This is a genomic window from Allobosea sp. (assembly GCF_035999205.1).
Taxonomy (GTDB): domain Bacteria; phylum Pseudomonadota; class Alphaproteobacteria; order Rhizobiales; family Beijerinckiaceae; genus Allobosea.
Map to the genome: position 1 here is coordinate 56,870 of NZ_DASYHA010000003.1, position 22,878 is coordinate 79,747.

A 22,878-nucleotide genomic window follows, 5' to 3' on the forward strand; every position below is an offset into this window, starting at 1 on the left:
CCTCTTTCTTCCAGACCGAGTAATTCGTTGAACTCACCGAGCGATCTTGCTTGTTCGCATCCGTGCAAGCTGGCGTCATCTGACATTTTCGTCCGCATCCAGCGGGCATCTTCGTGATGAATGACCTTCCAGAAGCGCGCGGACGCATGCTGACCGCCTCCCTTCTGGCGCGGAGCTTCGGCTTCTTCCTTGTCTGGCTCGCCTTGATCGGCACCGCGGCGAAGGACATGCCGTTCGGCGTCCTTGCGACGGCGGCGGCGACATGGGCGAGCACCTGGCTCTGGCCATCGGATGGACGGCTGTCGCCGTCCGGCCTCGCACGCTTCGTCCTGCGCTTCTTGCCGCAATCACTGATTGCGGGTGCCGATATCGCCCGGCGCGCCCTGGCGCCGCGCATCGCGCTCAGGCCTGGGCTGGTCGATTATCGTGCGACGCTTCCGTCCGGCCTGGCGCAGGGCGCGATGTGCGCGGTGATGAGCCTCCAGCCGGGCAAGCTGCCGGTCTCCTGCTCGGTCAGCGGCGACATGCGGGTCCACTGCCTCGACATGGACGCGCCGGTGGCGGCCGAGCTCGCGGCCGATGAAGCGGCCTTCCTCGGCATCCTGCACCCTGCGCAGGGCCAGGACAGCACAAAGCCGGGAGGGCGCGATCGTGGCTGAAAGCCTGACCACTGTCGCCTTGTTCGTCCTACTGGCCAGCGCGGCGGGGCTGGTGGTGGTGCTGCGCTCGCGCATCGCGATCGAGCGGCTGATGGCGGTGCAACTGCTCGGAACGGGGGGCGCGGCGACGCTGCTCCTGCTCGGCACGGCATCTGCGCAGCCGGCCCTGACCGATGTCGCGCTCCTGCTCGTGCTGCTCTCGGCCTTCTCCTGCGCCGCTTTCACGCTGGGCGAAACGGCGTCGGACGAACCGGACGAACGGCCATGATCTCGCTGACCGATGGTTTCACGCTCGTTTTCGTAGCGGCCGGCGCCCTTCTCTTCCTGGCGGGGACGCTTGGGCTGCTGCGCTTTCCCGATACGCTGAGCCGGCTGCATGCATTGAGCAAGGCCGACAGTCTCGGCCTCGGCCTGATCGTCATCGGGCTGCTGCCGCAGATGCCGAGCATCGCAGGCGGAATCAAGCTCGTCTGCGTCTGGCTGCTGGCGCAATTGTCGGCTGCGACCGCGAGCCAGTTGATCGCCGGCATCGCCGCACGCCGGAAGCCGGACGCATGAGTCTCGTCTTCGACATCGCGCTGGTTTCGGGGCTGATCGCGCTCGCGCTGCATGTCGTCGTCGGCCGCGACGGTAAGGGCGCCATCGTTGCCTTCATCGCCTTCGGGTTATTGCTCGGCCTCGCCTGGGTGCGGCTCGCCGCGATCGATGTTGCACTGACCGAAGCCGCGATCGGCGGCGGCCTGACCGGCATGCTGCTGCTCAAGGCGCAGGCGCATCTCGCAAGCCGAGCCTCCCGTGCCACGCCCGCGTTCGAACGCAACTGGCACGTTCCGGCGCTGTTCTGCGGCGCCGTCACGCTCGGCCTCGGCTATGCCGTGCTGTCCTTTCCGCATCCCGCGCCCAGTCTGGCGAGGGAGGCCGTCGCCGCCATCGACGCAACCGGGCTCGGCAATCCGGTAACCGCCGTGCTGCTCGCCTATCGCGCGATCGACACGCTGCTGGAAAAGATCGTCCTGATCCTCGCACTGATTGGGGTCTGGTCGCTGAGCACCGACAATGCCTGGGGCGGCGCCTCATACCTGCGCCCGGCGATGGTGCCGGAGCCGCTGATCTTCCTCGCCCGCGTGCTTCCGCCCTTCGGCGTGCTGATCGCGGTCTATCAGGTCTGGGTCGGAGCTGACGCGCCGGGCGGGACCTTTCAGGCCGGAACGATCCTGGCGGCGATGTGGCTGCTCGTCTTGCTGGCCGGCCTGCGCGCCGCGCCCGAGACGCGGCTGCCCACGCTGCGGATGATGCTGGCCGCCGGGCCGGCACTTTTCATTCTCGTCGGCTTGATGGGTGTCGCCGTCGCGGAGGGCTTTCTGTCCTACCCGCCGGCGATCGCCAAGCCGCTGATCGTCGTGATCGAGGTCGCCCTGACGCTCGCGGTCGGCGGCACGCTCGCCTTGCTCGTCTCAGGCCCTCCCGACAGGGCGCCCAAGCCATGAGCGCGATCGCCCTGACCTCTGCCTCGCTGTTCGGCCTGTGTGGCTCTGCGCTGGTCGGCATCGGGCTGTTCTGCGTGATCGCGCATCCGGAGCTGCTGCGTCGGCTCGTCGGTTTCAACATCCTCGGTGCCGGCATCTTCCTGGTCTTCGGAGCCGTCTCGCGCCGCGGCGCCGCGATGGGACTGGGCGGCGATCCGGTGCCGCAGGCCATGGTGATCACCGGCGTCGTCGTCGCCTTCGCCGCAACGGCTCTCGCGATCGCGCTGCTGCGCCGGCTCGCATCACTGACCGGCACGGCCACGCTCGACCCGACCTCGCCCGAGCCATCAGAGACGGCAGCGAGGAGCGAAGCGTGACGCCGCTCTATGCCGCAACGCCGAGCGGACTGCTGCTGGTGCTCGCCGTCATGCTGCCGGCCTCGGCCGTGTTGGCGATGCTGGTGCTCGGCCCCCGTCACACCCGGCGCATCGCGCTCATCACCATGGCGCTTGGGCTTGGCGTCGCGCTCGCCACCGGCATCGAGCTCGTCCGCAGCGGCGCGGCGCTGACCTACATCGTCGGCAACTGGCAGCCGCCGCTCGGCATCGCGCTGCGCGCCGACGGCCTCTCGGTGATGATGCTGGCCGTGACCGCCGCCGTCATCGCCGCGACCGGGATCTTCGCGCGAGACCTGTTCAGCCTCGACCAGGCGAGCTGCGACGGCCGGCTGGCGACGAGCTTCTGGATGCTGCTGATGGGGCTGTGGAGCGGGCTGAACCTCGTCTTCCTGTCTCAGGATCTGTTCAACCTCTATGTCGCGCTCGAACTGCTGACCTTCGCGGCTGTGCCGCTGGTCTGCCTCGACGGTCGCGGCGAGACGGTCGCGGCGGCGCTGCGCTATCTGATGTTCGCGCTGCTTGGCTCGATGCTTTACCTCCTCGGGGCAGGCCTGCTTTACGGCGCCTACGGTACGCTCGACATCCGGCTGATCGCCGGTGCCAGCCAGCATGGCGCCGCGATCCATATCGCGCTGGCGCTGATGATCCCGGGGCTCATTGCCAAGGCCGCGCTGTTTCCGCTGCATCTGTGGCTGCCGCCGGCTCATGCGGGCGCACCGGCCGCCGCCAGCGCCGTGCTCTCGGCGCTCGTCATCAAGGCCCCTGTCGTCCTGATCCTGCGCCTCGTCGTCGAGATCGCTCCGCCCGAGGCGGCTGCCATCGCCGGGCAGGTGCTGGCCGTGATGGGCGCGGCCTCGATCCTGTTCTGCAGCGTCATGGCGCTGCGGCAGGAGCGCCTCAAGCTGATGATCGCCTATTCGACCGTGGCGCAGATCGGCTACCTCTTCATCGTCTTCCCGCTCGCTGGCATCGGCGATGGCTCGGCGCCCTGGGGCACGATCGCCTGGACGGGAGGCGCGCTGCAGCTCACCTCGCATGCGCTCGCCAAGGCCGCGATGTTCATGGCAGCGGGCATCGTCGCGGAGGCGGTCGGGCACGACCGCATCCGCGATCTCGGCGGGTTCGGCCGCGTGCTTCCGCTAAGCGCCGCAACCTTCGGGCTTGCGGGCCTGTCGCTGATGGGCATCCCGCCGAGCGGCGGCTTCATCGCGAAATGCCTGCTGCTCACGGCCGCAGCCGTCGGTGGCCAGCTCTGGCTGGCGCTGACGATCCTCGCAGGCGGGCTTCTGGCCGGCGGGTATGTCTTCCGCGTGGTCGACCGGGCCCTGGCGACGCCGGCCGAGCCGCTGGTGCTGCGCAGACCGATCCCGCTCCGGCTCGAGATCGTGCCGCTGATCCTGGCCGTGCTGGCGGTGGCGCTCGGCTTCCTGCCGCTCGAGCCCTTCGGGCTGCTGCAGATCGGCCGCCCCGACATCGCAGGTGCGCCATGAGCGCCGCGGGCCTCCTCCTCGCCGCCTGCCTGCTGGTGCCGTTGGCGATGGCTGCGGGCTGCCTGGCGCGTCCCTTCCGGCACCGGGCGCCGGGGCTGCTCTGGCTCGCTCCGGTTCCGGCACTGCTTGCCGCCTTGCTCTTGCCGACAGGCACGGCCGCCTCCTTCCCGGTGCCGTTCCGGATGACGCTGGCGCTGGACCAGCCCGGCGCGATCCTGCTCGGCGGCGCGGCACTCCTGTGGAGCGCCGCCAGTGGCTATGCCGCCTCCTATCTGCGCGCCAAGCCGGGGATGACGAGCTTCTGCGTCTGGTGGCTGCTGACGCTGGCAGGGAGCCTCGGCGTCTTCATCGTCTCCGACATCGCAAGCTTCTACCTGCTGTTCACGCTGGCGAGCCTCTCGGCCTATGGGCTGGTCGCACATGAACAAACCGCCGCGGCAAAGCGAGCCGGCGTCGTGTATATGGTGCTCGCCTTGCTCGGCGAGGCCTTCATCCTCTTCGGCTTCGTAATGCTGGCGGCGGGCAATCCCGATCCGAACCCGCTGATCCGCGATGCGGTCGCGACCCTGTCGGGCTCAGCGATGCGGGACGGCATCGTGCTGATGCTGATCCTCGGCTTTGCCCTCAAGATGGGGCTGGTGCCGCTGCATATCTGGCTGCCTCTGGCGCATCCGGCCGCACCAATGCCAGCCTCGGCGGTGCTCAGCGGCGTCCTGGTCAAGGCCGGGGTGATCGGGCTGATCCGCTTCCTGCCCTTCGACACCGCCCTGCCGTTCTGGGGCACCCTGCTCGCGACTGCCGGCATCCTGACTGCCTATGGCGGCGTCGCACTCGGCGTGGCCCAGCGCAGGCCGAAGACGATTCTGGCCTATTCGACCGTCAGCCAGATGGGGCTCGTCGCCGCAATCATGGGGGCAGGTCTCGCCGCCGGCGATCCCTCGGCGCCTGGTCTCGCAGCCTATTACGGCGTGCATCACACGCTGGTCAAAGGCGGGCTGTTCCTCGCGATCGGTGTTGCGCTGGCTTCAGGCGGCCGCCAATCGCGGCCGGTTCTGTGGTTGACAGGCTTGCTGGCGCTCAGCCTCGCCGGCTTGCCCATGACCAGCGGCGCGCTGGCCAAGCTCGCGGTCAAGCCGATGCTCGGCTATGGCGTGCTCAGCCTGGCCGTTTCGCTCGCCGCCGCAGGCAGCACGATGCTGATGCTGCATTTCATCGCCGTGATGCTGCGCGAAACCGACGGGAGACCCGAGGCAGCCGCCCCGCAAGGCGAGGTCATGCCCTTCCTTGCCATTGCCACCGCCTCGCTCGCAATCCCGTGGTGGCTCTACCCGGCCCTCTCCGGCGAACCGTTCGCCAGCGCCTGGACGATCGGCTCGCTCTGGAAACTTGTCTGGCCGATGCTGTTGGGCGGGGCGGTCTTCGTCCTTGCGCGGCGCTTCGAGAGCTTCGCGGGGCGTGTGCCGGAAGGTGACATCCTTGTGCTGGCGGAGCGGCAGGCCCCGCTCTTCGCGTGCGTGCCGGCGGCGATCGAGCGGTTGGATGCCAGCTTGCGCCGCTGGCCTCTCGCGGGGCTCGTGCTGGTCGGCCTCGTGATCCTGCTTGGCGGACGCTTCCTGCTGCCCTCATAAAGGCCCGAGCTTGTCTGGCCCGCGGCACGACCATCCCGACATCGCATTCCTGGACCTCCGACGTGAACGCTATCGAAAGCACAGCCCTCGTCGTCGCCGTTACCGTCGCGCTGTTCGCCTGGAACCGGCTGCCAGTGATCATCGTGGCCATCGGTGCGGCGCTGTCGCTTTGGGCACTCGGCGTCGTGACGCTCGAACAGGCGCTGGCCGGCTTCGGCGACCGTGCGGTGATGTTCGTCGCCAGCCTGTTCATCGTCAGCGCCGCGCTTGAAAAGACCGGCGTCACCGCCTGGGCCGGCCAGATCCTGATAGCACGGGCCGGCGAGAGCCGTTCGCGCCTGCTCGTCATCATCATGGCTGCAGCGGGCTGCCTGACCCCACTGATCAGCGGCGGCGGAGCGGTCGCGGCCCTGATGCCGGTGGCCGTGATCGCGGCGATCCGGCTGCGGCAATCCCCGACGCTGCTCTTGATGCCGCTGGCCTTTGCCGTCCATGCCGGCGCCAACATCCTGCTGACCGGCGCGCCCAAGAACTTCCTCGTCTCGGAGGCGCTGGAGGACAGCGGCCAGATCGGCTTCGCCTTCGCCGAATTCGCGCTGGTCGGCGTTCCCCTGCTCGCCGGCACGATACTCATCATCCTCCTGCTCGGCAGGCGCCTGTTGCCGGCACAGGGCAACGCCCGGCTGCCGGCCGATTTCAGCCAGCACGCCCGGACACTGGTCGAGCATTACGGACTGACCGACGGCTTCTTCCATCTGCGCGTGCGGTCCACTTCGGACCTGATCGGCGTACTTCCCAGCGCCATCGGCCTCCCGCAAGAGCAGGGCCGGATCGAGCTCGTCACCGTCCAGGCAGACGACACGGGCGTCACGCGCGCGAACCACCCGATCCGCGAGGGCGACTATCTGCTGGTCAGGGGCGAGGCCGAGGCGGTGGCCCGGCTCTGCGCCGCCCGCCATCTCGCCCCACGCGACGAAGCCGATGACGGAAATGCCGCCGATGCCTTGCTGAACCGCCGCACCGGCCTCGCCGAGGTCGTGATCCCGCCTCGCTCGGCCTTCATCGGCCGCGCCGTGCATCCCGGCATGACCACGGAGGGCGGAGACCTGATCGTGCTCGCCGTCCAGCGCGGCGGCGTCGATCTCGACCCGGCAGCCCCCATCCTTCAGGCGGGCGACACGGTTCTGCTCAAGGGAAGCTGGAAGGCGCTGGACCTCAGGCTCGCCGATGCCGACGTGCTGGTCGTCAACTCACCTGACCTCGTCCGGCGCCAGGCCGTACCAATGGGTGCAGGGGCAGGAATCGCGATCGCGGCGCTGGCCGTCCTCGTCGTCCTGCTCGCGACCGGCATCGTGCCGCCGGCGGTAGCAGCCCTTCTCTGCGCGCTCGGATTGATCGGTGCGCGCATCATCTCGGTCGAAGAATCCTATCGTGCCATCCACTGGACGACGATCATCCTGATCGGCGCGATGATGCCGCTCTCGATCGCGATGGTGCAGTCCGGCGCAGCCGACCTCGTCGCGCAGCATCTCGTCGCCCTGACGGGTGGTGGCGGGCCGACCGTCTTCCTTGCAGGGCTGTTCCTGTTCACGGCCATCCTCGGTCAGATCATGAGCAACACGGCGACGACGATGCTGGTGATCCCGATCGCAATGGCCGCTGCGACCAGCATGGGCGTCTCGCCACGGCCGATCCTGATGAGCCTGTGCGTCGCTGGCTCCGCCTCCTTCATGACGCCGATCGCGACCTCGACGAACCTCATGGTGATGGGTCCGGGCGGCTATGCCTTCGGCGATTACTGGAAGCTCGGCCTGCCGCTGATGATCTGGTTCTTCGTCATGGCAGTCTTCTACGTGCCCCTGATCTGGCAGTTCTGAGGAGCACCCCTCTCACTCTCCCTTTTTCTCCGCTGCGCTTGCCGGCGGCCCGAGACGCTCGTCGATCCGCCCCAATAGATAGGGGTAGAACGGGTTCGAGGACATGCGCAGCAGCGCGTCGAGATTGACGATCAACGTGCCGCGCTCGCCGCGCGCCGCGACGGAGCCCAACTCGATGCCGAAATCGTCCTTGGGATCGGGCGTCATGCCGTAGAGCCCATCCGTCAGCGGGAAGGGCAGCGCGACATGCGAGAGCGAGAAGACGTCGCGCGGATAGGACAGGCCGAGCGCCCGCTCGCTCTCCTGCGTCGCGCCGGCCTCCGTGACGCGCTCGACCACCTCGCTCGAATCCGGGCTGGCATTGGTGATGATCGAAAGCCGGAAATTGCGCGGGACCGGCGGCAGCATGCGGGTCAACAAGGTATCGGCCGAGGTGTTCAGCAGAGGCCCGAACTTGGCGCTGCGGTTGAGGTCGAACAGCACGAGCTCGCTGCCATTGGCCGGCAGATGCGCATAGAGCGAGGTGATGATCGCACGCGTCGAGACGGTGAAGTCCATCACCGACTGGAAGGTGATCAGCGGCGGCAGGTCTTTGAGCCGCCCCGCACGGGCCTGTTTCAGGATCGCCTGCTGCAGGGCGGCCGTCAGGAGATGCGACTGGCGCGCGCCATTGACCGGAAACGAGTTGTACTTGAACGGATTGAACTCGGGCAGGACGCTGAGCCAGGCCGCCTTGGCGAAGGCCGGCAGGACGGCCGGCAGCGCGGCGAGCCCTGCGAAGCGGGCGAAGGCCGTAATGCCGACCATCGGCGAGATCAGCACAACGCGGTCTGCGCGTGTCAGCTTCGCATCGTCCAGCCCTTCCAGGGCATACATCAGGGCAAGCGCACCGCCATTCGAGAAGCCGACCAGATGCAGCGGAGCGGACGGCCCGGCCAGGCGCCTCGCCTCGCGCACGGCGAGGCGCGTCGCGGCGAGCCAGTCCTCCCACTCGACCTCGGTCAGCCCGGCAGGCACCGTGCCGTGGCCCGGCAGCCGGATCGCCACAGCAACGAAGCCACGCTCGCGATATTGCCGCGCGATATGGCGCAGGCTGTAAGGCGAATCCGTCAGTCCGTGCAGGAAGACGGCTGCGCCCTTGGGCGGCCCGTCCGGTTGCAGCACGTAGGAGCGATTCCAGTCCTGCGCGAAGCGCCCGGGATAGATCGGGCTGCCGTCGAAGTAGCGGTTAACCGGCACGCGCTCGTCGGGCTCGAGCTTCTGCGTCACCTCGGCGCGCACGCCGGCGAAGGCCTCTGCCTCGGCCTTGAGGTAGTCCGGCCAGCCGCTGCGGTCGAGCTCGGCGATCGACAGCTCCTTAGGGATGTGGGTGTGCCAGGGCTCGAGCGGAGCGCCGCGCTGGGAGTCGTAGATGCGCAGCCCCAGGAGCGAAACGGAGGCGATCGCAACGGCGATAGCCGTGCGCTTCAAGGCCTTCTTGAGGAATACCCGCATCTCGTCCCGTCCTGCCCGGCCGCATCCATTTCTCTGCGCCCGTTATGTCCGTCCGCGCCAAAGCTGGGGAGTGCGCCCCATCCCAAAATCGGTCCCTGCGTCCCCATTTCCGCCGTTGTGCACAGGAGGCCGGCCCGGGCGGCGCCGGTCAGGAGAACATGTCCGCGGTGATCGCCTGATACCAGTCGATGTTCTCGGCCTGGGTCTGCTTGCGCAGCTCATCGCTCTCGCCGGGGCGGGAGACGAAGGTCTCCGTCGCGGCGATCTTGCCATCCCTCGGTTCGTAGCGGCCGCCGACCTTGATCGCATCGTCGGTGTCGACCAGGCTCCAGCAGGTGTTGAAATAGCGGGCCGGGAAGGCGCGGCTGCCGGTCAGTTCGCTGCGGACCACCATGGCCGCGACCTTGGCCTGGCTGTTGGCGGAGAAGGCCGATTTCGGCATGTCGCCGGCGATGCAGGCGTCGCCAAGCACGAAGACGTTCGCATCGGCAACGGATTTCATCGTCGCCGGATCGATCTCGCAATAGCCCCCGGCAGGAGCGAGCCCGGCGCTCCGCGCGATCTCTCCGGCCATCTGTGCTGGGATGACGTTGACGAAGGCGCAGTCGCTGTAGGTCTCGAAGCCGGTGACGACGTTGTTGGTATCGGGATCGACCGATGTGATGCCGTCATGCACCTTGGGGCCGAGCCATTCGATCATGCCGCCATAGTGCCTCTCCCAATCGGCCAGGAAGGCGGCCTGCTTGGAGAAGCTCTCCTTCGCGTCGAGGATTACGATCCGGGCCTTGGACTTGCCCGCCCTCTTCAGGGCGTGGGCGAACATCGAGGCGCGTTCATAGGGCCCCGGCGGGCAGCGATAGGGGTTGGGTGGCGCGATCATTACGATGACGCCGCCATCCGGGACGGCATCGAGCCGCTGCCGAACGAGTTGCGTCTGGCGGCCGGGCTTCCAGCCATGCGGCATAGCCTCCTCCGCTTCCTTCGACCAGCCGGGCACGGAGTCGTATTTCAGGTCGATGCCGGGAGAGACGACGAGCCTGTCGTAAGGCAGACGCTCGCCGGTCGCGAGCGCGACCTCCCTGCGGTCGCGATCGATTGCCGTGGCACGGGCCCGCGCGAGCGTCACGCCATGCTTCGCCGCCAGCGCATCGTAACGATGCAGGATCTCGTCATAGCTCTTGAAGCCGCCGATATAGAGGTTCGAATGGAAGCAGGTCTGGTAGGTTTCGTTTTCCTCGACCAGCGTGACGGCGACCGCACCCTGGCTGTCCCGGGCGATGTACTTCGCGGCAGTCGCTCCACCAGCCCCGCCACCGACGACGACGACGCGCGGCTTTGCCTGACCGAGCACGGCCGGAGCGCCGAGAGCGGGCACGGCCAGCGCGGAAGCGAGGAAACCTCGGCGATCGATCGGCATGGCGCTCTCCACCTGTTCGCGGATCTCAATCGGCAGCCTTGAGACTGCCGTAATAGGCGGCGAGCGCCTCGATCTCGTCCGGCGAGAGACGCGACGCGATTGCCTGCATCACCGTATTCTCGCGCTGCTTCCGGCTATAGGCGTCCATCAACGCGACGAACTGGTCGGTCGGCAGCCCGACGATCGCCGGAATGCCCTCCAGCCGGCGCCCACTGGCCTGATGGCAGGCGACGCATTCGGAGGCGAGATGCTGCCCCAGCTCCCAATCGGCTGCCGCGGCCGCCTGCGTCGCGAAGGCCAGCAAGGTCGATAGCGCGACGAGTGCGGTTCTTCGCAGCACGGGCCGCAGATCCTTCGTGATCGCGTCCTTCATCAGCGTCTGATCCCGGGCGTCTCGACCGGCAGGCCCCTGGCCCGCGCCGCGAGATAGAGTTCCAACGCCAGATATTCCGGCGAGCCATAGTCGAACTGTGTCGCGCGCACGCCGAGCGAGCAGGCGCGCAGGCGCCGGTGCAGCGAGCCGACGTCGTTCCATTCGAGGCGATAGGCCGGATAGCCGGTGCCGACGCCATGGCTGATCGTGTCGCCGCGCAGCTTCTGGCCGGCAAGGTCGTCATGGCATTGCCGACAGGAGAGATTGAGCTGCCCCTGACGGCGCTCGAAGAAGGCCTTGCCGGCTTCGAAATAGGGCTTGGCCGCGCCGTCTGTCCTCACATCGACGGGCAGCCCGCGCGAGAGCGAGGCGACATAGGCCGTCATCGAGAGGAGCTCAACGGTCTCATAACCGAAGGCCGGTTCGCCCTGTCGCTCGACCCGGCATAGCTCGATACGTCCCTCGAGACTGAGTAGCTTGCCGCTCGCGGCATCGACCTGCGGATAGCGCGTCGCCGCACCCCGCAGGCTCTGCTGCGGCTCGGCATGGCAGCCACTACACGCCGGCCGGTCTGAAGCGGGCTTGCGGCTGAAGAGGTCGCGCCCCTGCTCGACCCAGAAGAAGGCCGGATTGCGGGCCTCGTCCGCCTGCTGGCGAAGCATCTCCGGCGAAAGGAAGTCACTGCCGGACCTGACCTCCGGCAGCGCCGGCGCAGCCGACAGCGCCGTCAGTGCGACCGCGAGGGCCCATCGGTACGGACGCCAGCGTCGGCTCACGTCACGATCAGCCTGGCGATCCGCGTATAGGTCGCGCCGCCGTCCTCGCGCCATTCGAACACGATGTCCCCGGTCGCGACCGCCCGCGTCGTGAACGAGACGAAAGGGTTGGCCGAGACGCCGGTATGCATGTCGAGGCGGAAGATCGGTTCGCCGGCATAGGTCGCGGTGAGCCGGTTCAGAATCTTGCGCGGCACGGTGCCGCCCTTGCCGTCGGACTGGCCGCCGCGATCCATCGGATGACGGGTCAGAACCTTGACCTCGATGATCTCGCCGGGGCTGGCCTGGGCCGGCAAGGTGATGCGGGCATTGAAGGTCATCGCATCCTCCTCAACCGCCGTCGATACAGGCGCTGAGCGTCACGACGATGTTCGCATCCGCCATGACGAAGCGGCCGTCGCTCAACGCCGCGATCGCCGTGACCGTCTGGGACTGCGCCAGCCGCAGCGTCGTCGCGACCTCGGCGCGCCCGGCACGCGGGCCGAGATGGAAGCGCGCCATGTCCGGGAACGGATTCTTCTCGGCGATCAGATGGATCCAGCGGACATGATCGGCCTCCGTCATCGGGCTTTCGACGGCGATCCGCGTATCGACCGAATTGCCGTTCTCGACCAGGGCCGGGATTTCCAGGCTGATGCGGGCGCGCTCCGGCGCGACACCCTCGGTGATGCGCGCGATCAGTTGCGCGAGCTCCGGCGAGGCCTCGGCGGCGGCATGCGGCGGCAAGGCCGCGACCAGCAGGCCGGCGGCTGCGCCGGCGACGACGCGGCGACGATCCGGGCCGGAATCAGAGCGTCCTGAGCGAGGCGAGATAGCTGACGACATCCTCGATCTCCTGGGCCGACAGGGCCGGCTTGCCGCGATATTGCGGGGCAACATCATGCAGGTCTTCCGTCCTGAAATAGGGCGGCATCACCGTGTCCGGGTTTAGCCTCGACGCATCGACCAGCCGCAGGCGGATCTGGCCGGCAACGAGGCGCGCCCCGACGCCGGCGAGCGGCGGGCCGATCGTACCCTGGAAAGGCTCGGACGGATCCGCGCCCCGGTGGCAGATCAGGCAGTTGCCGCGCTCGCGGTCGCGGACCAGCGCCTCGCCGCGAGCAACGTCTCCAAGAAGGCCGCCGAGCGGGCGCGGGATCGCGTCTCCGACGACCGAGTAGGATTCGAGCCCGACCACCGGTGCGCCGCCGCCGGTTGCCAGCACGGCACCGGCGAACGCCAGACGCATCATCACACGCGCCGCCGTCACGCCTTCTTCAGATCGGCGTTCTTGAGCGGCAGGTTGCGGATGCGCTTGCCGGTGGCGGCGAAGATCGCATTCAGGACCGCAGGGGCCGCGACCGCGATCGTCGGCTCGCCGACGCCGCCCCAGAAGCCGCCCGAGGGCACGATCACCGTCTCGACCGCCGGCATCGCCTCCAGCCGCATCACCTCGTAGGTGTCGAAGTTCTCCTGCTCGACGCGGCCGTCCTTGATGGTGATCTCGCCATAGAGCGAGGCCGACAGGCCGTAGACGAAGGAGCCCTCGACCTGCCGCTCGATCTGAGCCGGATTGACCGCATGGCCCGGATCGGTCGCCGCGACGATGCGGTGGATCTTGAGCTGCCCCTCCGGGCTGACCGAGACCTCGGCCACTGCCGCGACATAGGAGCCGAAGCCCATGGTCTGGCAGATGCCGCGGAAGACGCCGGCGGGCAGCGGCTTGCCCCAGCCCGCCTTCTCGGCGACGGCGTTGAGCACGGCGAGATGCTTGGGGTGGTTCTTCATCAAGGCACGCCTGAACTCCAGCGGGTCCTTGCCGGCCGCATGGGCTAGCTCGTCCATGAAGGATTCGAGATAGATCGTGTTCTGGTTCAGGTTGACGCCGCGCCAGAAGCCCGGGGGCACATGCGGGTTGCGCATGGCGTGATCGATCAGCAGGTTCGGGATGCCGTAGCCGATCGAGGCTTCGGGACCGGGCGGGTTGAGCCCTTGGAAGACGGCCGGGTCGCGCCCGTTCTGGATGTTTTGCGGGAAGATGCCGGCGACGATCGACTGGCCGGAGATGCGCATATGCAGCCCGGTGAGGTTGCCGTCCTTGTCGAGCGCGCCCGTCATCTTGCACTGGGTCAGCGGGTGGAAGCGGCCATGCAGCATGTCCTCCTCGCGCGACCAGATCAGCTTCACCGGCGTGCCGGGGATCTGCTTGGCGATGGCGACGACCTGCCGGACCCAGTCATGCACCGCGCCGCGCCGGCCGAAGCCACCGCCGAGATCGATCTTGTAGGCCTCGCATTTGGCGATCGGCAGGCCGGAGGCCTCAGATGTCGCGGCCAGCGCCGCCTCGCCGTTCTGCGTGGGAGTCCAGACCTCGCATTTCTCCGGTGTATAGAGTGCCGTCGCGTTCATCACCTCCATGCAGGCATGGTTCTGGAACGGGTAGGAATAGACTGCCTCGATCGTTCTGGCCGCATTGGCGATCGCCGCCTTGACGTCGCCGTTCTGGTTGCCGACGACGGCGGTCGGGGCATCCAGACCTTCCTTCAGCCAGGCCGCCAGGCTCTCGCTCGAAACCTTGGCGTGCTCGCCCTCGTCCCAGACGATCGGCAGGGCGTCGAGCGCCGTCTTGGCCTGCCACCAATTGTCGGCCACGACCGTGACCGCGCTGTCACCGACCGGCAGCACATGCTTTACGCCCGGCATGGCCCTGATCGCGGCGGCGTCGAAGCTCTTCACCTTGCCGCCGAAGACCGGGCAGTCCTTGATCGCAGCGTTGAGCATTCCCGGCATTTTGAAATCCATGCCGTAGATCTTCTTGCCGTTGGTCTTGTCGGCGGTGTCGAGCCGCGGCAGCGGCTTGCCGGCGATGATCCAGTCCTTCGGGTCCTTAAGCGGAACCTCCTTCGGCGCCTCCAGCTTCGCGGCAGCCGCCGCGACCTGGCCATAGCGCAGCGAGCGGCCGGAGGCCTTGTGGCTGATCACGCTCTTCTCGGCCGAGCACTCGGCGGCGGGCACCTTCCATTCGTTGGCGGCGGCCTGGATCAGCATCAGGCGCGCCGCCGCGCCGCCCTTACGGACATAATCATGCGACTCGCGGATGCCGCGGCTGCCACCGGTCGAGAAATTGCCCCAGACGCGGTTGCGGGCGACATTCTGGCCGGGCGTCGGATATTCGGTCGTGACCTTCGCCCAGTCGCAGTTCAGCTCTTCGGCGACGAGCTGGGCGAGGCCGGTCAGCGTGCCCTGCCCCATTTCGGAGCGGGCGATGCGGATCACCACCTTGTCGTCGGGATGAACCACGACCCAGGCGTTGATCTCGGGGTTGGTGGCTTGCGCCTGTGCGTCACTCCTGAGCGGGATGGCGAAACCGAAGCTGAAGGCGCCGGCAGCTGCGGCTGAACTTACGAGAAGGTTGCGACGGGACAGGCCGGCGCGGGAAGCGGGGGTCCTTGGAGAGGCGGTCGAGGCAGATGTCATGTCGTCCTCCGGATCTGGCATGGATGCGAGGGAGGCGGCGGTCACTTTGACCCGTCGCGTTCGGACCTCGCACAACGAATGCGAAAAGCTGGCGTGACCTCAGCCGCGGCCGAGCGTGCCGCCGGCGACGACGTCGAGGATCGCGGTCTTGACCCGCGCATAGGTGCCGCAGCGGCAGATGTTGGTGATCTCGCTGGCGATATCGGCTTCGGTCGCCTTCGGGTTGGCCTGCAACAGCGCCGCGGTCGCCATGATCATGCCGCTCTGGCAGAAACCGCATTGCGGCACGTCGTGCTTGATCCAGGCCTGCTGGACCGGATGCGTGCCGTCGGGCGACAGGCCCTCGATCGTGACGATTTTCTGGTCCGCTGTCACGGCGTCGAGCGGGAGCGCGCAGGAGCGCGTCGCGACGCCGTCGATATGCACCGTGCAGGCGCCGCATTGCGCGACGCCACAGCCATACTTCGTGCCGGTCAGGCCGATCTGTTCGCGGATCACCCAGAGCAGCGGCGTGTCGCCGGCCGCCTCGACATCGATCACCCTGCCGTTCACATGAAGCTTCGCCACCGTAAACCTCCCGGTTCGGATCAAGAAGGACGGCGAGAGAGCCCACGCGCCTCGCCGGAGGACCGGGCAGCCGTGCGGGCGCACCGGGTGTTTTTTAATTGGAGCGGATTGAAACTCAGTCGCCGCGATCCGCCAACGCCTGAGGACCGGCCGATCACGCCACGTGACAGACGCCGAGCGGGAGCAGATTCGTTCCGAAACAGGGCGCATTTCGCAGGTTTTGTGTTGGTTGGCCGCGATTTTCCGTCGTTCACGCTCTGCCGCTGCGTGATGGCAGCCTCACAGTAACGTGATGGCCATGATGTCGACGCCACCGGCCCCGAGCGCCCTCCCCTCCTGCAGCCCAGCGTTCGACGAACCGGGTCGAGGCCGGCGTCGCGCGCCCGTCATGTGAAGCTGCGCAATCTGTGCGGACGAGCCCGCCAAGATCTTGAAGAAGCGCCGGGCCAGTACCTAGATTTCGGGGATAGGGGCAGCCGAGGCACGGACCTGCGCCATGGAAAGAAGCCGCATAACCACGCTGGGATCCACGGGTACTGCAGCGACCTACCCGGTCGATCTGCCACTCGATCCCGGTACGTTGAACGAATGCCTGTTCGACATCGGGCTCTGGCTGAGTGAGCACCACATCCCGCATCAGGCCCGCGTCCTCATGGAACCAAGGGACGGCCGCATTCGTGTCAGCTTCCCCGATGCGGAAGACGCCAATGCCTTCCGCGCCCGGTTCGGGCCACGCCTCGATTCATAGCCTGCATAACCACCCGACTTGCGGCATCGGCCAGGTCGTCGGCGCAGTTCTGACTGTGGGTTTACTAAAAAGTTGCCTCGGCAACTGACTATTTCTGAGTTTCCCCGTCAGCTTGCGTCGAACGCTCAAATTGTACCGGTCGCATTAGAGAGCTCTTATGTCTCCAGCGGTAGCCCATTCCGCATGGGGATGTTTTTCGGACAGAGGAAGCGGGCCTCGATCCTGCCGCCGGCGATCGAGATCGAGATCATCTCTCGGCTCTTCGGGGCGGCGCCGCAGATCATCTGCATTGCGCTCGGCCTGATCATCGGCTCCGCCATCATGGCGGTGCAGACTGGCGATCCGCTGTTCACGATCCTGACCGCAGCCGGCGTCATCACCTCGGCCCTGCGACTGGTCAACATCGCTGCCTTTCACCGCCGCGACCCGCGGATTGCGCTCTCTCTGGCGGAGGCGCGTCGCTGGGAGAAGGGTTACGCCTATACGGCCTTCGCTTTCACCCTCGTCCTCGCGGTGCTGGTGGTCGCGACCTTCCGCTCGGACCATCAGGGCGGCCATGTGCTGAGCATCGGGCTCGTCATGGCCCTGACGGCCGGCTCCTATCTGCGCACGCTGCGCTACTGGATCTGTGCATCGCTTTCGACCGTGGCGATCGGCACGCTGGCAGCAGCGTTCCTCCTGTCCGGGGATCCGCTCTACCAGGCGCTGAGCATCCTGCTCGTGGTCTATCTGGTCTCGATCTATGAAGGGTCCGACCACATGGTCGGTCAGATCGAGGAACTGCTGATCGCGCGGCGCGAGCTCGACCTGGCCTCCCGGCACGATCCGCTGACCGGGCTGCTCAACCGGCGCGGCATCGACCGCATCCTGGCCGACGCCTGCCAGAGCGGCGAAGCGCTCAGCGTGTTGATGCTCGATCTCGATGGCTTCAAGCTGGTGAACGACAAGCTCGGCCATGCCGCCGGCGACGATCTGCTGCGGCAGGTCGGCAAGCGCCTTGGCGGCCTGTTGCGGCCGGAGGATGTCGCCGGACGGGTCGGCGGCGACGAGTTCACGATCGTGATCCGCGGCGAGACCGGCCCGGGCTTCGCCGACTCGCTGGCAGCGCGGGCCGTCGCCGGCGTGAGCACGCCCTTCGAAGTCCTGGGACAACCCGTCCATATCGGCGCGAGCGTCGGCATTGCGACGCTCGACCGCCTCGCCGCGAACGACGACGATCTCGCGGGTGTCCTTCTGCGCAAGGCGGATGCGGCGCTCTACGAGGCCAAGCGCGCCGGCCGTGGCCAGTTCCGCCAGGCCAACGCGCTCTATTCGGTCGGTTGACGCGAGCCCGCCGCCTCGCCGCGACCGTCACAACGCCTCTCAACATTTGGCGGCAAGCGGCGTATCACTGACGGAGTTTGGATCGCTTCCAAACGATGGAGGTGCCAGCCTTGCCTGCCAGCCATCCTCCCCTTCCCCTGCCGAACCGGATCGCGGATGCCTGCCTCGCGGCTGGCGATGCGCTCCTGCGACCAGATGAGGAGCAACCCCGCCCATGCATCCCGCCAATCTGCAGATCGAAGGCCTACTGGCGCTCGTTTCCGAACTGACGAGCCAACTGGTCAAGGCCGGCGTGCTGACGCCGGAAGCGGTCAAGGAGATGCTCGCCCATGCGGAGGGCGCGGTCACGACCGACAAGCTCCGCCGCGACCAGCTCGGCGACAGCCATCGCGAGGCGATGCTCTTTCCCGTGCGCTATGTCGGGCGCGCACTGGCCGCGACGGACGGATCGGCGCAATGCGTCTCGGCGGTCATGGCAGCCGTGGGACGCACCAAGGACCGCCAGGATTCGCAACCCGCACCGTAACGGCCGTCAGTTCTCGCCGTCAGCGTCCCGAGCGCAGCGACTGGCCGCCCCGGCCGGGTTTCTGCGCTGCCTTGGCGTGACCCGGTAGTCCCTTGGCCTCGCCCGGCTCCCGCTGTTGCGACTGCGGCGCATCCTCGCCGCTATGCCGGAAGGCCCAGATCTCCTTGGCGGTGTCCCAATGCCGCCGGTCCTGCCCGTCCGGCCGGCCTTCCTGCTCCCACAGGCCGTAGGCGATCTTCCTGATCTCGCTCAGATCTTTTTCCTTCATCGCACGTCCTCCACGTCGCGCGTCCTGCGCCCCGTCAGCCGAAGATGCAGCAGGCCACACAACTGTGGCCGCAATGCTGGGCTCGACGAGAAACACCTGAGCGATCCGGCGGCTGCGGCGGCCGGTTTTCCACTGCTTCGACTGGTCAGGAGCGCAGGGTCGTGGCGCCGGAATCCACCGGCAAGGTGACGATGCTCAGGGCAGGGTCATCCGGGTCATGCGCGATGGCAAAGCCAAGCTGTCGGCAAAGGGCCAGCATGCGCTTGTTCTCCGTCAGAACCTGGCTTCGGATCGTCTTCAGGCCCTCCGCCCTGGCCCATTCGATGATCAGGGTCATCAACGTCCAGCCCAGTCCAACGCCCTTCAGATCGGAGCGCAGCAGAATGGCGTATTCCGCCTCGTCATGGCCGGGATCGGCATGCAGCCTGACGACGCCGGCCGCCTCGCCGGTCGCATCCTCGAAGGCGACGAAGGCCATGGCGCGGGCATAGTCGAGCTGGGTCAGATGGGCGAGGAAGGCGTGGCTGAAGGTCTTGAGCGGCGCGAAGAAGCGCAAGCGCAGATCCTCCTGCGTCACTCTCTGGAGCATGGCGGCGATCGCCTCCTCGTCTTCCGGCCGGATCGGCCGGACCGAGAAGCCGAGCCCGCCCCGCAACTTGACCTGCCGGTGCCAGTTGCCTGGATAAGGGCGGATCGCGGGGCGGCGGCGCCGCTGCGGCACGCGCTCCAGCATGATGCGCGCATCGACGGCGATGACGCCGGCTTCGTCGGCGAGCAACGGGTTAAGGTCGAGCTCGCGGATTTCGGGCAGGTCCACCGCGATCTGGCCGACCGCGACCAGGGTGGCGGCGACCGCATCCAGCCGCGCGGCGGGCACGTCGCGATAGGCGGCCAACACGCGCGAGACTCGGGTGCGGGCGATCAGCCGGCTGGCCAGCCCGAGATCGAGCGGCGGCAAGGCTGCATGGCTGTCGTCAATGAGTTCGGCGGCGATGCCGCCCCGGCCAAAGACGACGACCGGACCAAAACAGGGATCGGTCGCAAAGCCGACGATGAGCTCGCGGGCCTTGGCGCGCTGCGCCATCGGCTGCACTGCGAGCCCGGTGATCCGGGCCTGCGGGCGATCGCTGCTTACCCGCGCCAGCATGCGCTCGGCCGCCTCGCGAATGGCGGCCTCGGTCGCCAGATCGAGCGCGACGCCGCCAACATCGGATTTGTGGATGATGTCTGGCGAAACGATCTTCAGTGCGACCGGCCGGCCGCGCGCGAGCAGGGGCCGCGCCACGGCGAGCGCCGCCTCGATGTCGGCCGCGACGACCGGCTTCAGTTCGGGGATGCGATAGATCGCGAGCAAGGCCGAGACCTCGTCGGGATCGAGCCAATCGCGTCGCTCGGCCAGGGCCTTCGCCACGATCGCCCTTGCCAGGGCGAGATCGGGCTGGGGCATGTCCTCCGACGAGGGCGGCGTCGCCATCAGCTCGCCTTGCAGCCGGGCATGGCGCAGCAGGTGCTGGAAGCCGACCACCGCCTCGGCCCCGGTCGCGAAGGACGGCAGTCCTGCACTGGCGAAACGGGCCGCGATGGTGCCGCCTCCACCGATCCAGGCAGCCAGGACCGGCTTGAACCGGCCAGCCTCCCGAGCCGCCTCGACCACGGCCTCGGCGCAGGCGTCGGACTCTGCAAGCAGGTGGGGAGCATGGACGGCCAGCACCGCATCGACATCGCCGTCTTCGAGCAGGCCGGTGACGGCCCGGCCATAATCTGCAGGTGTCTGAGCTTCGATGATGGCCTCTTCGAGCGAGCCTTCCGCCGTCCCGGTACGCGTTGCGAGCGCGCCGCCAAGCTGGCGCAGGCGGCTGGCCGCCAGTGCCGCGAGCCCCGAGCCGTTGCTGACGAGCGCCAATCTGCCACCGGCGAGCGGACGCGTGCGACCGAGCGTCTCGGCGGCTGCGAAGAGTTCGTCGAGATCGTTGACCCGGAGCAGGCCGGCGCGATGGAAAGCGGCGTCATGGGCCCGGTCGCCGGTGACGATCAACCCAGCATGCGTCAACGCGGTCTTGCCTGCGGGCGTCTGCCACGGCTTCAGCACCAGAACCGGCTTCAGTCGCGCTGCGGCCCGGGCCGAGGACAGGAAGCGTGCCGCGTCCTCCACCTCGTCCAGCGCCAGTAGGATGGAGCGCGTCCTGCCGTCGAGGCCGAAATGGTCAAGGCAGTCGGCGAGATCGACATCGACCGCAGCGCCGAGCGTCACGGCGCCGGAGAAGCCGACATCGCGCCGTGCCGCCCAAGCCAGGATTCCGGCCGCGATCGAGCTGGACTGCGCGATAAGGGCGACATTCCCGGCCTTCGGCACGACAGGGGCAAAGCTGGCGTTGAGATGCAGGCGCGGCGCCACCAGCCCGAGCGAGTCGGGGCCGATGAGCCTGACACCGGCGGCGCGGGCCGCCTCCCCGAGCACGCCGGCTCCGGCGCGCTCGCCATCGACGATCAGCACGCCGGCACAGCCCCGACGCCCCGCTGCGACGATGGTCACGCTCGCATCCGAGGCCGGGGCGATGATGAGATCGACCGGCTCGGGCAGGTCCTCGACCGTCGCGGCCTCGAACAGCCGGCCGGCGTATCCGCCGGTCCGAATGCTCCTCGACAACGGCGTCGGCGGATCTCCCGGCCGCGCCAGCAGGGCGACGGAGGTGGGCTCGAGCATGCGTTTCAATCTGTCGGGCGCCATGGCAGCATCGTCCCGGAAAGCGGCGGCACGGTGAGGCATCTGCCTCGGCGCCATAAGGAACGTTTGTGTCCCGATCTGCTTTGACTGACAACAAAGGCGACAGGCCTGCCCCGGAATTCGCCACACTCGGACGTGCTCGATGCCCATCGCCTTCGACAACAGCTATGCGAGACTGCCGGAGCGCTTCTTCGCGCTGACGCCGCCGACACCTGTGCCCGCGCCGCGCCTGGTCAAGTTGAATGATGCGCTGGCGGCTGAGCTCGGGCTCGACCGGGACTGGCTCGCAAGCCCAGAAGGCGTTGCGATGCTCGCCGGCAATGCCATCGTGGTGGGCTCGACGCCGATCGCGACCGCCTATGCCGGCCACCAGTTCGGGCAGTTCGTGCCGCAGCTCGGCGACGGCCGTGCCATCCTGCTCGGCGAGGTCGTCGACCGCTCGGGCGTTCGCCGCGACATCCAGCTCAAGGGCGCGGGTCGCACGCGCTTCTCGCGCGGCGGCGACGGGCGGGCTGCGCTGGGGCCGGTAATGCGCGAATACATCGTCAGCGAGGCGATGGCGGCGCTTGGCATCCCAACGACGCGTGCGCTCGCCTTCGTCCTGACCGGCGAGTCGGTGATGCGCGAGGAGGCGATGCGGGGCGCTATCCTGACGCGTGTCGCCGCCAGCCATATCCGGATCGGGACCTTCCAGTTCTTCGCCGTGCGGCAGGATGGTGAGGCATTGCGGCTCCTGGCGGACCATGTCATCGCGCGGCATTATCCGCAGGCGGCCGGCGCCGCCAATCCCTATCTTGCCTTGTTCGATGCCGTGATCGCGGCGCAGGCGGAGCTGATCGTGCGCTGGCTGCTGGTCGGCTTCATCCACGGCGTGATGAACACCGACAACGCCTCGATCGCGGGGGAGACGATCGATTACGGCCCCTGCGCCTTCCTCGACGCCTATGATCCCTCGACCGTGTTCAGCTCGATCGATACCGGGGGACGCTATGCCTATGGCAACCAGCCCAGCATCGCGCTGTGGAACCTGACGCGGCTCGCCGAGGCGATGCTGCCGCTGTTCGCCGAGGACACCGACGCGGCCGTTGCCCTCGCCCAGAACGCGCTCGGCGCCTTCGCGCCGCGCTATCGGGCAGCCTATGATGCGGGCATTGCGCGCAAGCTCGGCCTCGCCGGCGAGGGCGAGGGCGAGGCCGACAGGGCTCTCGGCAGCGAGTTCCTCGAACTGCTCGGCACGCAAGGCGCCGACTTCACGCTGAGCTTCCGCCATCTCAGCCGGCTGCAAGCGGGGCTTGCAGGAGAGGAGCCGCTGCGCACCGCCTTGGGTGACGATCCGGCGCTGGACGAATGGCTGGCGCGCTGGCGCGAGCGGAGCGCGGAGACCGCGCCCGGCGCGATGCTCGCGGTCAACCCCGCCTACATCCCGCGCAACCACCGCATCGAGGCGGCGATCGCGGCGGCGCAGGAACGCGACGATTTCGGCCCATTTGCCGAACTGCTCGCCGTGCTGGCGCAGCCCTTCGAGGAACGCCCCGAATTCGCGGAATACGAGATGCCGCCGAAGCCGGAAGAGCGCATCACGGCGACGTTCTGCGGGACCTGACCGCCATCGCGCACGCAACGAACCTGTCCAGGCGGGTCAGGTCGCACCATTATGCGCTCCTCACCAAGACGGCAGCCATGCGTC

Annotated in this window: 23 protein-coding genes; 12 read left to right on the top strand and 11 right to left on the bottom strand. The window is 67.9% G+C overall.

Annotated features, from left to right (window positions below):
* Positions 1-146: 146 nt before the first annotated feature.
* The 8 genes from VGN82_RS00540 (at position 147) to VGN82_RS00575 (ending at position 7,518) form a co-directional block, all read left to right on the top strand.
* On the top strand, positions 147-659 hold the full coding sequence (locus tag VGN82_RS00540) for a Na+/H+ antiporter subunit E (RefSeq protein WP_327525022.1): 513 nt from the start codon (positions 147-149) through the stop codon (positions 657-659).
* On the top strand, positions 652-927 hold the full coding sequence (locus tag VGN82_RS00545; protein ID WP_327525023.1) for a monovalent cation/H+ antiporter complex subunit F: 276 nt from the start codon (positions 652-654) through the stop codon (positions 925-927). Before VGN82_RS00540 ends, VGN82_RS00545 begins: the two co-directional genes overlap by 8 nt.
* Complete coding sequence (locus VGN82_RS00550) at positions 924-1,217, top strand: cation:proton antiporter (RefSeq protein ID WP_327525024.1); 294 nt, start codon at positions 924-926, stop codon at positions 1,215-1,217. The genes VGN82_RS00545 and VGN82_RS00550 overlap by 4 nt, the downstream gene beginning before the upstream one ends.
* The gene (locus VGN82_RS00555; protein ID WP_327525025.1) at positions 1,214-2,146 is read left to right on the top strand and encodes an MnhB domain-containing protein; all 933 of its coding nucleotides are present in this window, start codon (positions 1,214-1,216) and stop codon (positions 2,144-2,146) included. The genes VGN82_RS00550 and VGN82_RS00555 overlap by 4 nt, the downstream gene beginning before the upstream one ends.
* Positions 2,143-2,502: an NADH-quinone oxidoreductase subunit K gene (locus VGN82_RS00560; RefSeq protein ID WP_327525026.1), complete on the top strand. Its 360-nt coding sequence runs from the start codon at positions 2,143-2,145 to the stop codon at positions 2,500-2,502. Before VGN82_RS00555 ends, VGN82_RS00560 begins: the two co-directional genes overlap by 4 nt.
* Positions 2,499-4,013, top strand: coding sequence for a complex I subunit 5 family protein (locus tag VGN82_RS00565; RefSeq protein WP_327525027.1), 1,515 nt, complete (start codon positions 2,499-2,501; stop codon positions 4,011-4,013). The genes VGN82_RS00560 and VGN82_RS00565 overlap by 4 nt, the downstream gene beginning before the upstream one ends.
* On the top strand, positions 4,010-5,641 hold the full coding sequence (locus VGN82_RS00570; protein WP_327525028.1) for a complex I subunit 5 family protein: 1,632 nt from the start codon (positions 4,010-4,012) through the stop codon (positions 5,639-5,641). The genes VGN82_RS00565 and VGN82_RS00570 overlap by 4 nt, the downstream gene beginning before the upstream one ends.
* A gap of 62 nt (positions 5,642-5,703) precedes the next feature.
* On the top strand, positions 5,704-7,518 hold the full coding sequence (locus VGN82_RS00575) for an SLC13 family permease (RefSeq protein WP_327525029.1): 1,815 nt from the start codon (positions 5,704-5,706) through the stop codon (positions 7,516-7,518).
* A gap of 12 nt (positions 7,519-7,530) precedes the next feature.
* Here VGN82_RS00575 and VGN82_RS00580 read toward each other — a convergent pair whose 3' ends face one another.
* The 9 genes from VGN82_RS00580 to VGN82_RS00620 form a co-directional block, all read right to left on the bottom strand.
* Positions 7,531-9,012 (bottom strand): alpha/beta hydrolase, encoded by a 1,482-nt coding sequence (locus VGN82_RS00580; RefSeq protein ID WP_327525030.1) that lies wholly within the window; start codon positions 9,010-9,012, stop codon positions 7,531-7,533.
* Positions 9,013-9,160: 148 nt separating this feature from the next.
* Positions 9,161-10,429: an NAD(P)/FAD-dependent oxidoreductase gene (locus VGN82_RS00585; protein WP_327525031.1), complete on the bottom strand. Its 1,269-nt coding sequence runs from the start codon at positions 10,427-10,429 to the stop codon at positions 9,161-9,163.
* A gap of 25 nt (positions 10,430-10,454) precedes the next feature.
* Positions 10,455-10,802 carry a c-type cytochrome gene (locus VGN82_RS00590; RefSeq protein ID WP_327525032.1) on the bottom strand — a complete coding sequence of 116 codons (348 nt, stop codon included), beginning with the start codon at positions 10,800-10,802 and terminating at the stop codon, positions 10,455-10,457.
* The gene (gene soxA, locus VGN82_RS00595; RefSeq protein ID WP_327525033.1) at positions 10,802-11,578 is read right to left on the bottom strand and encodes a sulfur oxidation c-type cytochrome SoxA; all 777 of its coding nucleotides are present in this window, start codon (positions 11,576-11,578) and stop codon (positions 10,802-10,804) included. Before soxA ends, VGN82_RS00590 begins: the two co-directional genes overlap by 1 nt.
* Positions 11,575-11,898: a thiosulfate oxidation carrier complex protein SoxZ gene (locus VGN82_RS00600; protein WP_327525034.1), complete on the bottom strand. Its 324-nt coding sequence runs from the start codon at positions 11,896-11,898 to the stop codon at positions 11,575-11,577. The genes soxA and VGN82_RS00600 overlap by 4 nt, the downstream gene beginning before the upstream one ends.
* A 10-nt stretch (positions 11,899-11,908) precedes the next feature.
* Positions 11,909-12,403 carry a thiosulfate oxidation carrier protein SoxY gene (locus VGN82_RS00605; RefSeq protein ID WP_327525035.1) on the bottom strand — a complete coding sequence of 165 codons (495 nt, stop codon included), beginning with the start codon at positions 12,401-12,403 and terminating at the stop codon, positions 11,909-11,911.
* Positions 12,366-12,809 carry a sulfur oxidation c-type cytochrome SoxX gene (gene soxX / locus VGN82_RS00610; protein ID WP_327525036.1) on the bottom strand — a complete coding sequence of 148 codons (444 nt, stop codon included), beginning with the start codon at positions 12,807-12,809 and terminating at the stop codon, positions 12,366-12,368. The genes VGN82_RS00605 and soxX overlap by 38 nt, the downstream gene beginning before the upstream one ends.
* A 14-nt stretch (positions 12,810-12,823) precedes the next feature.
* Positions 12,824-15,034: a xanthine dehydrogenase family protein molybdopterin-binding subunit gene (locus VGN82_RS00615; protein WP_327525037.1), complete on the bottom strand. Its 2,211-nt coding sequence runs from the start codon at positions 15,032-15,034 to the stop codon at positions 12,824-12,826.
* 99 nt (positions 15,035-15,133) lie between these two features.
* Positions 15,134-15,601: a (2Fe-2S)-binding protein gene (locus VGN82_RS00620; protein WP_327525038.1), complete on the bottom strand. Its 468-nt coding sequence runs from the start codon at positions 15,599-15,601 to the stop codon at positions 15,134-15,136.
* Positions 15,602-16,097: 496 nt separating this feature from the next.
* Between VGN82_RS00620 and VGN82_RS00625 the strand changes: the two genes are divergently transcribed.
* From VGN82_RS00625 to VGN82_RS00635, 3 genes are all read left to right on the top strand, one after another.
* On the top strand, positions 16,098-16,349 hold the full coding sequence (locus VGN82_RS00625) for a hypothetical protein (protein ID WP_327525039.1): 252 nt from the start codon (positions 16,098-16,100) through the stop codon (positions 16,347-16,349).
* Positions 16,350-16,532: 183 nt separating this feature from the next.
* On the top strand, positions 16,533-17,672 hold the full coding sequence (locus VGN82_RS00630; protein WP_327525040.1) for a GGDEF domain-containing protein: 1,140 nt from the start codon (positions 16,533-16,535) through the stop codon (positions 17,670-17,672).
* A gap of 214 nt (positions 17,673-17,886) precedes the next feature.
* Positions 17,887-18,198, top strand: coding sequence for a hypothetical protein (locus tag VGN82_RS00635; RefSeq protein ID WP_327525041.1), 312 nt, complete (start codon positions 17,887-17,889; stop codon positions 18,196-18,198).
* A 19-nt stretch (positions 18,199-18,217) separates the two neighbouring features.
* Here the strand turns inward: VGN82_RS00635 and VGN82_RS00640 are convergent, their stop codons facing one another.
* Both VGN82_RS00640 and VGN82_RS00645 read right to left on the bottom strand, forming a co-directional pair.
* A complete protein-coding gene (locus VGN82_RS00640) occupies positions 18,218-18,466 on the bottom strand; it encodes a DUF2934 domain-containing protein (protein ID WP_327525042.1) in 249 nt (82 codons plus the stop codon).
* Positions 18,467-18,611: 145 nt separating this feature from the next.
* Complete coding sequence (locus VGN82_RS00645) at positions 18,612-21,194, bottom strand: bifunctional acetate--CoA ligase family protein/GNAT family N-acetyltransferase (protein ID WP_327525043.1); 2,583 nt, start codon at positions 21,192-21,194, stop codon at positions 18,612-18,614.
* Positions 21,195-21,333: 139 nt separating this feature from the next.
* Between VGN82_RS00645 and VGN82_RS00650 the strand changes: the two genes are divergently transcribed.
* A complete protein-coding gene (locus VGN82_RS00650; protein WP_327525044.1) occupies positions 21,334-22,794 on the top strand; it encodes a protein adenylyltransferase SelO in 1,461 nt (486 codons plus the stop codon).
* The last annotated feature ends 84 nt before the right edge of the window (positions 22,795-22,878 follow it).